The organism is Virgibacillus sp., from assembly GCF_013393565.1.
Lineage (GTDB): Bacteria > Bacillota > Bacilli > Bacillales > Amphibacillaceae > Virgibacillus > Virgibacillus dokdonensis.
Genome location: NZ_JABXHF010000002.1, coordinates 123,105 through 133,897, shown reverse-complemented (window position 1 = coordinate 133,897; position 10,793 = coordinate 123,105). Strand labels below are relative to the sequence as shown.

Below are 10,793 nucleotides of genomic sequence, written 5' to 3'. Positions count from 1 at the left end.
ATTATAAAATTTTGCAGCTGTGGATAAACTTACTAAGTTATTTAGCCACGTTCGACTCCAGCGCCCAGCAACTAGGCGACTTCACGAATCGCCCTACGATAAGTCATCATTGGTTCGTGCAACACCGTCTCACCATGATTCCTAAAACTTTAGTTGCTTCGTTCCACTCGCTAAGTTGCTAACCGGGCGCTTGTGCCTTTGTTCCTATTGGAAAACTAAATGGCTATTGCGGTGAGCCGACAACTATGATGAACCTGAATTTAAAACTCAAGGAGATTTTTAGCACTATAGGAAGGAAGCAAAAAGAAGATTTTTGCCTAAAGAATTTAGAGATAAACAAGTTTTTCTTAAAGATAAATTTTTTTCTAGTTCTCTGCAAAGTGATCCTTCAAATGGGGATTCTTTCATCTTCTCCTTCATATGCAAACAAATTGATCTCCGCCCATTTATTGCACAAACCCTTGTGATATTTTTGGTCTTATGGGAATAGAAATGTTCGCTTATAATAAAGTTAAGACATACTACTAATTCATAAAATGGCAGGTGGTAAAACCATGAACCAACGTAGTATGGCAGTACTCAATATGTTAGTTGAACAAGAAGGATATCTTTCAAGTGAACAGCTGGCGAAAGCATTTCACGTTTCGAGAAGAACGATTTATAACGATATAGGAAAAATCAATGATTGGCTTAAAAAGCAAAAGTTGGAGATCGTGAAACAAGTGAGAGCAGAGGGCTTTTACCTGGAGGAAAGTACAAAAGAAGCTCTAAGCCAAACGGATTCGCTCGTTCAAGATCATTATTATGAGTATACAAAAGAGGAACGCAAAGCATGGATATATTTGCATATTACATGCAGTTCTAAAACTTATTTTCTTGAAGATTTTCAAAATCTTTTTCAAGTAAGTAGAAATACAGTATTAGAAGATATAAAGGCATTAAAAAACGAAATTCAACTTGAGCAATTACAAATGCATACAAACCGAAGACAAGGGTACCATATTATAGGAGAAGAAATAGACGTTAGAAAAACAATTACTCAATATCTTTCTGTTGTTACTCCAATGGACTATTGGTACAGCCTATTACATTATCCATATGCACATGAAAAAGACCTGTCACCAACGTATGCTATATTTGATGTGAAAGTCCTGCAGCGTATTCACCGTCATCTCATTAAATATGAGGAACGATTTAATATTGAAATTATTGATGACGTGCTAAACAGTTTAGTACTCTGGTTTCATTGTTTTATGAAGCGAATGGAACAAGATGCTATTGTCCAAATAGATCCTATCGAGAAAGAAATTATTGAGACAACGGATGTTTACGCAGGTGTACAAACGCTATGTCAAGAATTATTAGCAAACGACATAGATGATACAGATAAGAAAAAAGAGAGTTATTATTTTGCTAAATATTTACTCAGTGCAAAAGTGAATTATGATTTGACGCCAAATAAAGAAGATAGCGTTATGAAGTCATTAATAGATGTAGTCGAAAAAATGGTCAATGATTTTCAACTATATGCGGCGGTGGAATTTGATGAACCTAAACAGATTATGGATAATTTGCTCCTTCATCTAAAACCTGCATATTATCGAATTATGTATGGAATTAAATTAGAAAATACATTGCTGGATTCGGTTAAACAGACCTATCCAGAAGTTTTTCAAATTACAAAGCAAGTGATGAAACATTTTGAAGAGCTTATTGAAAAAGCAGTAGATGACAATGAGATCGCTTTTATTGCTACTCATTTTGGGGGATGGCTTCGAAGGGAAGGGGTTGTCCTTGAAGATAAACCAAAGCGTTTATTAATCGTTTGTACGAATGGTTTAGGAACTTCCAAATTACTAGAGAGTCAATTATTATCGCTATTTTCGAATGTGGAATTTCAAGGTGTAACGTCATTAAGAGAATACCAACACATGAATTTAGCTGTTGATTTTATTGTTTCAACCATAGGTCTTCCAGATCGAGGTGTACCTGTGTTTGTTGTTAGCCCTGTATTAAGCAATGATGAGAAAGAACAATTGTTGAAAAACGTAAATAGTTTATTTTCCATAAATGCTCGACAAGAATATTCCGTGGAAACGCTTTTAGACATCGTTCATCGCTATGCTACTATTCAGAAAGAAGATGAGCTGCGAAAAGAATTAAGGAGATTTTTGTATACTCCTGAACAGAGGAATCATCAAAAGCAAAGTTTACAACAATTATTGCCTATTCATCATGTTCAATTGCAGACTAGTATTTCTACATGGCAGCAGGCAATTACTTGTGCAGCTCAACCTTTAGTAAAAGAAGGGTTTATTAATCAACATTATATAGATGACATGCTGCAGGCGGTTGATAAAAATGGCCCTTACATTGTTATTTCTGACCAATTTGCTTTGCCACATGCTGGTCCATCGAAAAATGTATTTCAAACGGGGTTAAGCATGCTTTGTTTGAACCAGCCGGTAAATTTATTAGGCAAAGAAGTTTCAATTATAGTTGTCTTAGCTTCAAAAGATAACGAACAACATTTAAAAGCGTTAGCGCAGTTAACGAAGTTGTTTTCTGAAAAAAATAATAAACAGCTCGTAATGAAGGCTAAGGATACGTTTACTATATATGAATTAATTAAACAGTATTCGCAAAGCATATTGGAATAGCAGAAAGAAAGACAGGTGTTTGCATATTATGAAATTTTTAGAAAAAAATATTATACAGCTAGATGTAGAAGTAAAAAACCCAGAAGATGCAATTATGAAAGCAGGCCAGTTATTAATGAAAGATGGGTTGGTTGAACCGTCTTATGTTGAAGCTATGAAGCAAGCTTATAACAAGAATGGTCCTTATTTTGTCTTAGCGCCTCAAATCGCAATTCCGCATGCACGGCCAGAAGATGGGGTAAATGAAGCAGCTGTTTCATTAGTACAATTAAAAGAAGCTATATCTTTTGGACATGCGATCAATGACCCTGTACGTTTAGTATTTGGGCTAGGTGCTTCATCAAGCGCAGAGCATTTAAAGCTGCTACGAAAACTAACAACATTATTAAATGATCCACAAAATATTGAACAATTGCTTCAAGCAACAACAATAGATCAAGTTCAAAAAACAATTAGAAATGGAGAGATGACAAGATGAAAGTTTTAACAGTTTGTGGTTTAGGACAGGGAACAAGTTTAATCTTAAAAATGAATGTGGAGCAAGCCTTAACAGATATTGGAATACGTGCAGATGTGGAGCATATGGACGTATCAACAGCTTCTAGTATGGACGCTGACTATATCATTACAAGTAATGAATTAGCTGAAGGTCTGCAAGGGCATAAGGCTAAGATTGTTATTGTTAATAACTATTTTGATATGGATGAAATTAATGAAGCTATAAAAGAAAATATGGAAGCCTCTTAATCTTTAAGAGGTTTCTATAAAAAAATAGGAGGAAAAAGTAATGGATATCATTTTTTGGATTGCCACGAATGTGTTTGGAGAAGCCGCCATATTATTAGGTTTTATCGTTCTTTTAGGATTACTGTTGCAAAAAAAATCAGCGAGTCAAACGGTCAGCGGTACGTTTAAAGCGATTATAGGGTTTTTAATAATTAGTGCAGGTGCTGGCGTTATTGTAAACGCATTAACCGTGTTTGAACCGCTTTGGAAGGAAGTTTTTAATTTATCGGCGGAGCCTCTTGGTGATTTTATGGGCCAGGAAGGGTTTAATGCAAAGTATGGAAGTGCTGTTACGTTAGCAATGACGCTAGGGTTTGTCATTAACGTCATTTTAGCTCGATTTACCAAATTTAAATATATTTATTTAACAGGGCATATGATGTTTTGGACAACCACCATTTTTGCAGGTGTAATCGTTCAAGCTGCAGGCGATGTTTCATTTTCAAAGCTCGTTATATTCTTAAGTATATTTATGGGGTTATATTGGACTATTCAACCAGCCTTAACACAACCATTTATGAGAAAAATTACCGGTAATGATAATATTGCCCTCGGACACACTTCAGCTTCTGTTGCTTTATTAGGAGCTTTAGCTGGTAAAGTGATGGGAAACAAAGAAAATGATTCAGAAAAAATAAAACTTCCCAAAGGGTTGGAATTCTTAAGGGATTCAAACGTTATAACTGCATTGACCATGGGATTATTATTTTTAGTTGGAGCCATCATTATATCGTTTAAAGATACCCCCGGGGCTCAAGAGTTAGTGGCTGCTGCAGGTGATAAAAACTTTATTATTTACTCGATTATTCAATCCTTCACATTTGCAGCGGGTATTGCAGTTGTTTTGCTAGGTGTACGAATGTTTATTGGTGAAATGGTTCCAGCGTTTAAAGGAATAGCGACAAAGATCGTACCTGGTGCAAAGCCAGCTCTAGACAGTCCAGTCGTCTTCCCATATGCACCAAATGCTGTTATTTTAGGGTTTTTAGGATCTTTTGTAGGTGCGCTAATTTGGCTTGTCGTGTTAGGAAATACAGTTGGTTACGTTTTTGTTCCAACGATGATCGTATTATTTTTCCATTCAGCAACAGCAGGTGTATTTGGAAATGCGACTGGAGGAGTACGTGGTGCATTAATGGCAGGATTTATTACTTCAACTGTCGTAGCATGGGGGCAATTTATTATGGTGAAAATGCTTCTATCCGATACCATTCCTGATACAGCAATGTGGGCAGCGGATTCAGACATGTTCATCTTAGGACCAATTGTACGTTTCTTATCCCAATTATTTTTCTAAATAAAGAAAACGACACTTATGATTGGTTTCAAGTAGAGAGGCTGGAGCATATCTTCAACTGCATGCTCTAAAGTCGAGCTATGTATTATTTTCAATAAGGAAAATGACGGCTATCGTCATAAAGACTTTGGCGATAGCCCAGTTTTTCTAACACTATACGAAAGTATAAAAGTTTAAAGGTTTATAGTATAAGAAAAACTACAACTTTCGTCATAAGACTTGGCGACAAGCCAAGTTTTTCTAAGGAGCTGATGCGTAATGAGTTTTATTCGTACATTTCATGGTGATGTTGATCCTAAAACACTAGGAGTTACATACTCTCATGAGCATATCGTTTGTCGACCGCCATATTGGGTCGAGCAAGAAGCAGATGATTTATTGCTTGATGATAAAGAGAAGTCCAAACTGGATGTGTTAGATTTCAGTCGCCTTGGTGGTGAAGCGATCGTAGATGCTACAGCAATTGATTATGGCCGAGATGTACAGGCGGTCAAGGAGATTTCAGAAGAGACAGGAATTACCATTGTAGGTACAGCAGGGTTTAATAAAAGTTTTTTATGGGCAGCAAGCATCCCTGAACATTTGAAATCTGTAACCGGCAATTATTCAACATTCCATGAGTGGATTGAAGCAAAAAGTATTAATGAGTTGGCAGATTTCGTTATTCGCGAAGTAGAAGAAGGTTTAGAAGGGACCAACATTTGCGGTGGTCAGGTGAAATTTGGGACGGGCTATAATCGAATTACTCCTTTAGAAGAGAAAACGATTCGTGCAGTAGCTAGAGCACATCATGAAACGAAAGCTCCCGTTCATTCACATACAGAAGCAGGTACGATGGCACTAGAGCAAATTGAAATTTTAAGATCAGAGAATGTTCCATTAGAATATGTGAGTTTTGGGCATATGGATCGAAATCCAGATCCTTTTTATCATGAACAAGTAGCAAAAACAGGTGCATTCTTATCTTTTGACGGTATATCTAAAATAAAATATGCCCCAGAGAGCACACGCATTCAATGTATTTTTGAATTAGTGAGAAAAGGCTATGAAAAGCAAATTTTAGTTAGTGGCGATACAGCTAGAAAAACGTATTACAAGCATTACGATTATGGGCTAGGTTTAGAGAATATTTTAGGGAAATGGGTACCTCGCTTTATAGAAGAAGCAGATCAAGCTGGATTTTCAGGAGAAGATTTAGTCACCAATTTCTTTGTAAATAACCCAGCGAGATGCTTTACATTTAAAAAGTAATTACCCTTAACAATTATGTGTAAATTAAAAATGTGATGGAAGGTGCAACCATGGAGTTTCAATATGAAAATTCATATGAAATAAAAGATAAGATCACAGCATCAAGTATTGCCATCTTACCAGTAGGAGCTGTTGAAGCACACGGCCCACACTTGCCATTGGGAACAGATAATCTTCTAGCTGAACGTGTCGCTACAAGCGTAGCTGAGCAAGTAGAAGCGTTTGTTTTACCTACTTTACCATATGGACAAGTATGGAGCTTACGAAATTTTCCAGGAAGTATTAACGTTTCGAACGAATCGCTTATTTCCATCGTAGTGGATATTGGTGAAAGTTTATATCGACAAGGATTCCGTACTTTTGTTATGGTGAATGGTCATTTAGGAAATCAGCCTGCATTAAAAAATGCTGCTCGTGTTCTATTTACATCATGCCCTGATATGAAAGTTTTTTACTTCTTTTATCCGGGAATGAAGCAAGCGGCAAAGGAAGTTCGAGAAACAGACTCTGCTCATGCCACATACTTTCATGCCTGTGAAATTGAAACATCTTACATGCTTTACTTAGCACCAGAATATGTGGATATGGAAAAAGCGATAAAAGATATTCCCCATATACCTGAAGATGCGGATGTCACGCCAACTCCTTGGGAAGCATTTACAAAATCAGCTGTATTAGGAGATGCGACATTGGCAACAAAAGAAAAAGGTAAATATATTATCGACATTGCGATTCGCAATATAGTTGACATGTTAAGGAATAACGGTCAGAAATGACGATCAGCTTTATTTTTTGCACTTTTTAGAAATTGATGGAAGGATTTACATGTTTAAAAGAGGAGGTAGTTGCTTTGATTCAAGCATATTTTGAAAAAATTCACGAATTACTGACTACTGTAGAACAGAAGGAAGCAGAAACAATGGAAAAAGCAGCAAAAAAAGTAGCTCAAACGATTCAAGCTGAAGGGGTCATTCATTTGTTTGGTTGTGGCCATTCACATATTTTAACAGAAGAAGTGTATTATCGTGCTGGTGGACTTGTGCCCATCCATCCTATTCTTCATGAACCTTTAATGCTCCATGAGGGAGCTGTGCGTTCTTCCTCTTTAGAAAGAGAGAACGATTATGCGAAAAACTTTATTTCTGATCAAGGAATTACAGCAGGAGATGTCGTATTTGTCATTTCTACTTCAGGAAGAAATCCAGTACCCGTAGATGTGGCTAACTATGCAAAACAGCAAGGTGCTTACGTAATAGGCATTACTTCCATTGCTTATTCATCTAGTCAAGCCTCACGTCACATTAGCGGGAAACATCTTTATGATGTCGTTGATATCATCATCGATAATCACGCACCTGCTGGCGATGCACTACTATCTCATGAAAAAGTAACTGTACCTTTTGCACCAAGTTCAACCGTTATTGGAGCAACGATACTGAATGCTGTATTAGCTAAAGCGATTGAAACGATGGCAGAGAAAGGATTTGAACCACCTGTATTTTTAAGCGGCAATATAGAAGGTTCTGATGAACATAACCAACGCTTAGTTGAAAAATATAAAGAACGAGTAAAATTATAGTCGGTCTTTGACAAAAACGATACAAAAAATCCAAGTAGGCGCCTTCCATTGTATCTTTCACTTTCGGAGCAATCTCATTCCTGTTCCGCCTCTAGTTCATAATGGTGCTGAACGGAAAAGCAAAAGGTGATTCAACCTTATTCTAACAATCATTCAATAAGCTTTTTTCAAGCTTATCGAATGGTTGTGTACAATAAAACACTATCATGACTTGCATTGACCGAGCTGCTGAAAACCTTCATCTTAAATTTGTATTACCTTCCTTTGTAGCCTCTACGATTTATTTCCTGTACACTATGTACGGTTATATAAGCATCTCCATCTATTTTTTCAATAATGCGCTTCAAGTGAACAATTTCCTGTTTATTTATGACGATGTAAAGAATTTCTTTGTTCTGCTTTGTATAACCACCTTTACCTTCTAAAACAGTAATTCCACGAGACATATTATTCGTTACTTGTTCGAGAACTTCTTCAGGGTATTTTGAAATAATGAGTACGGCAGTGCGTTCATTTGCACCTTCTACGATAATATCAATTGCTTTGGCACCAACGTAAACGGAGATTAACGTATACATGGCTTTTTCTTGACCAATGACAAACGCAGAAACCCCGATTACAGCAATATCTGTAAGGAGCATGCCCTTTCCAAAGCTCCAGCCGATAAATTGATGAAGCAAACGAACGATAATAGCCGTTCCACCTGATGTACCTCCAGTTTTAAAAATGAGACCTAACCCAATTCCAACAGTTAAGCCAGCAAATAAAGCGGCTAACAATGTATCACCGTTTCCAGCTTTACCGATGTTTTCTGTTACATGCAAAAATAAGGACGAAAAGACGATAGATATAATAGTATATATCATGACCCGTTTACTAAAATATCGATAACCGATAGCTAGTAAAGCAGCATTAATAGCAAAATTTACAATTCCTGTGGACCATCCAAATATATAATAAGTTACAATCGATATCCCAATGATTCCTCCTTCAGACAGGTTATTGGGAATCGCAAAATAATTAACTCCAAAAGCAAATATAAATGATCCGATAATAATTAAACTGCTTTCTTTTATCCATTTGCCCATTTACAAGAACTCCTCTCTAACTAGATTTTACCAGTATTCCAAGAAAATAAAAAGCAACAAAATAATCTGAAGCATTGCTTCTTTATCCTAATCCCTGTGAAGGAAATGCTCCGAAAAATGATGCTATGATACCTTTCCGCCTTTTACCCACAATATAAATGTTATGTGTTATACTATTCAAAAAAGTTGTGGAAGGTTGTTTCCGTTGGATGGATAAAGATATGTGCAAAAAAGGTTTTACCAGGAGGAATAACAGGGATACGCCGTATTTGATAAGCAGCGGTAACCAAACTATATGTGAAAGGAATCACCCATCTATTTCTTGCACTATAGAATAAAAGTCTGCTTCGAAAAAAAGTGTTTTAAGTTTTTAAAAACATGGAAGATGTATGCTGGGTAAGTCTAAATGGGATAACATTGGCACACTCTCTTGCGTAAGGCTTTGCACTGGAGAAAAGTATGATACGATAAATGGTCGTTTTCGTCTTAAAGACCTGGTTAACAAGCCAAGTTTTCCCTAAAGGAGAGAGCATGTTTGAATAAGTTAATAAACGAAAAATATGAACAATTAAGCGAAGCACAACGAAAGGTCGCTCGTTACATAGTAGAAAATATGGAAGAAGTTGTTGTATTATCAGCACAAAGAATTGCTTCTTTGTCAGACGTAAGTGAAGCTACCGTTCATCGATTTGCTAAGACACTAGGATATTTTAGTTTTGTTGAACTAAAACAGGACATACATACAACATTGCGTAAGAACCAACGAGCGCTGAATAATTTAATTACTACAACTGCTGAAAAACCAGATTCTTGGTTAGAAAAACATTTCTTGCAAGAAGCAGACAATATTGTTCGTACAAGTAAAGCAATAAAGGAGCGCGACATTCAAGACGTAGCTAACACACTGCTGCATGCTAATCATATATGGATAGCTGGTTGGCGATTGGGATTATCGATAACTACTTATATGCGATTTGTTTTTTCTTATATGCTTGGAAATACGACGTTAATTCCCCAAGGAGAACTCGCTGAATATAGTGCACATTTAAAAAAAACAGACGTCCTTATCGGAAGTGTATTTCCGCGTTATGATCATAAAACAGTACAAATTATAAAAAAGGCAAAAGAGAAACATGTTCAAACAATTATTTTGACGGACTCGCCTTTATGCCCTGCTTGTAAACATGCGGATATAACTTTGCTTGCGAAAACAAAGTCAAAAGGCTTTTTAGATTCGTATACAGCCGCATTATCTATATGTCAGGCAATTGTAAATGAACTTTCCCATATTGGAGGGGAGCGTGTGAAAGAAAATATAAAGCAAATTGAAAAGAGTTATCCAGACTTTCTAGAAAAAAGCGAATCTTGATAGGAGTGGATGAAAATGAAATTACATACAGTCGGATATTGGGGCGCCTATCCAAACGTGAACGAAGCGACTTCATGTTATTACGTTGAGGATGAACAAACAAAAATTTTACTAGATTGTGGTAGTGGCGCTCTTTCTAAGTTGCAAAATGTAATGGAGTTACAGGATTTAGATGCCGTTTTTATAAGTCATACTCATACCGATCATATGGCGGATATTTACAGTTTGGAATATGCCATGCTTATTTTACAACAACTAGGAAAAAGAAAAGAGCCGTTAGATGTTTATGTATACGCAGAAAATAGGAGTGATCTATCGTTTGAATTTCCTCATGTATTACGTGTTCATCCAATTCACCTAACTGAATCGGTGGTTATAGGTTCACTACAGCTTACTTTTTCAGAAAATGTTCATGAGGTTCCGTGCTGTGCTATGAAGGTAATGAATCAGCAAGGACATGCCTTCGTATATTCTGCAGACACAGGTTATACAGAAAAACTCATTCAGTTTGCTCAAAATGTGGATACATTATTGATTGAATGTAGTTTTTATGCTGAACAACAAGGATTAGTAAAAGGGCATTTAGCGAGCTATGAAGTAGCTGACATTGCTAAAAAAGCAAACGTAGCTACCATTATTCTTACGCATTTCCCGCACTATGGTAATATTCAACAACTAAAAGAGGAAGTGACGTCAAAAACAGATCAAGTTGTTCATCTTGCAAAGGAAGGTTTTACCATCACTATATAACGGAGGATTTGAT

Annotated in this window: 10 protein-coding genes; 9 read left to right on the top strand and 1 reads right to left on the bottom strand. The window is 36.5% G+C overall.

Features of this window, described 5'->3' with window-relative positions; genetic code table 11:
* Positions 1-554: 554 nt before the first annotated feature.
* The 7 genes from HLX49_RS01130 to HLX49_RS01100 all read left to right on the top strand — a co-directional run bounded on the left by HLX49_RS01130 (position 555) and on the right by HLX49_RS01100 (position 7,573).
* Positions 555-2,660, top strand: coding sequence for a BglG family transcription antiterminator (locus HLX49_RS01130; RefSeq protein WP_296360510.1), 2,106 nt, complete (start codon positions 555-557; stop codon positions 2,658-2,660).
* Between the two features lie 28 nt (positions 2,661-2,688).
* Complete coding sequence (locus HLX49_RS01125; RefSeq protein ID WP_077702888.1) at positions 2,689-3,138, top strand: PTS sugar transporter subunit IIA; 450 nt, start codon at positions 2,689-2,691, stop codon at positions 3,136-3,138.
* Complete coding sequence (locus HLX49_RS01120; RefSeq protein ID WP_077702889.1) at positions 3,135-3,407, top strand: PTS sugar transporter subunit IIB; 273 nt, start codon at positions 3,135-3,137, stop codon at positions 3,405-3,407. The genes HLX49_RS01125 and HLX49_RS01120 overlap by 4 nt, the downstream gene beginning before the upstream one ends.
* A 40-nt stretch (positions 3,408-3,447) precedes the next feature.
* Positions 3,448-4,743 (top strand): PTS ascorbate transporter subunit IIC, encoded by a 1,296-nt coding sequence (locus HLX49_RS01115; RefSeq protein ID WP_077702890.1) that lies wholly within the window; start codon positions 3,448-3,450, stop codon positions 4,741-4,743.
* 258 nt (positions 4,744-5,001) lie between these two features.
* Positions 5,002-5,994 (top strand): phosphotriesterase family protein, encoded by a 993-nt coding sequence (locus HLX49_RS01110; protein WP_077702891.1) that lies wholly within the window; start codon positions 5,002-5,004, stop codon positions 5,992-5,994.
* A 50-nt stretch (positions 5,995-6,044) separates the two neighbouring features.
* Positions 6,045-6,770 (top strand): creatininase family protein, encoded by a 726-nt coding sequence (locus tag HLX49_RS01105; RefSeq protein ID WP_296360502.1) that lies wholly within the window; start codon positions 6,045-6,047, stop codon positions 6,768-6,770.
* A gap of 74 nt (positions 6,771-6,844) precedes the next feature.
* Positions 6,845-7,573 carry an SIS domain-containing protein gene (locus tag HLX49_RS01100; protein WP_296360500.1) on the top strand — a complete coding sequence of 243 codons (729 nt, stop codon included), beginning with the start codon at positions 6,845-6,847 and terminating at the stop codon, positions 7,571-7,573.
* Positions 7,574-7,827: 254 nt separating this feature from the next.
* Here HLX49_RS01100 and HLX49_RS01095 read toward each other — a convergent pair whose 3' ends face one another.
* Positions 7,828-8,661 (bottom strand): YitT family protein, encoded by an 834-nt coding sequence (locus tag HLX49_RS01095; RefSeq protein ID WP_101933611.1) that lies wholly within the window; start codon positions 8,659-8,661, stop codon positions 7,828-7,830.
* A 535-nt stretch (positions 8,662-9,196) separates the two neighbouring features.
* On the opposite strand from HLX49_RS01095, the gene HLX49_RS01090 reads away from it, so the two are divergent.
* Positions 9,197-10,030 carry a MurR/RpiR family transcriptional regulator gene (locus HLX49_RS01090; protein ID WP_237342708.1) on the top strand — a complete coding sequence of 278 codons (834 nt, stop codon included), beginning with the start codon at positions 9,197-9,199 and terminating at the stop codon, positions 10,028-10,030.
* A gap of 15 nt (positions 10,031-10,045) precedes the next feature.
* The gene (locus tag HLX49_RS01085; RefSeq protein ID WP_101933612.1) at positions 10,046-10,780 is read left to right on the top strand and encodes an MBL fold metallo-hydrolase; all 735 of its coding nucleotides are present in this window, start codon (positions 10,046-10,048) and stop codon (positions 10,778-10,780) included.
* Positions 10,781-10,793: the final 13 nt, after the last annotated feature.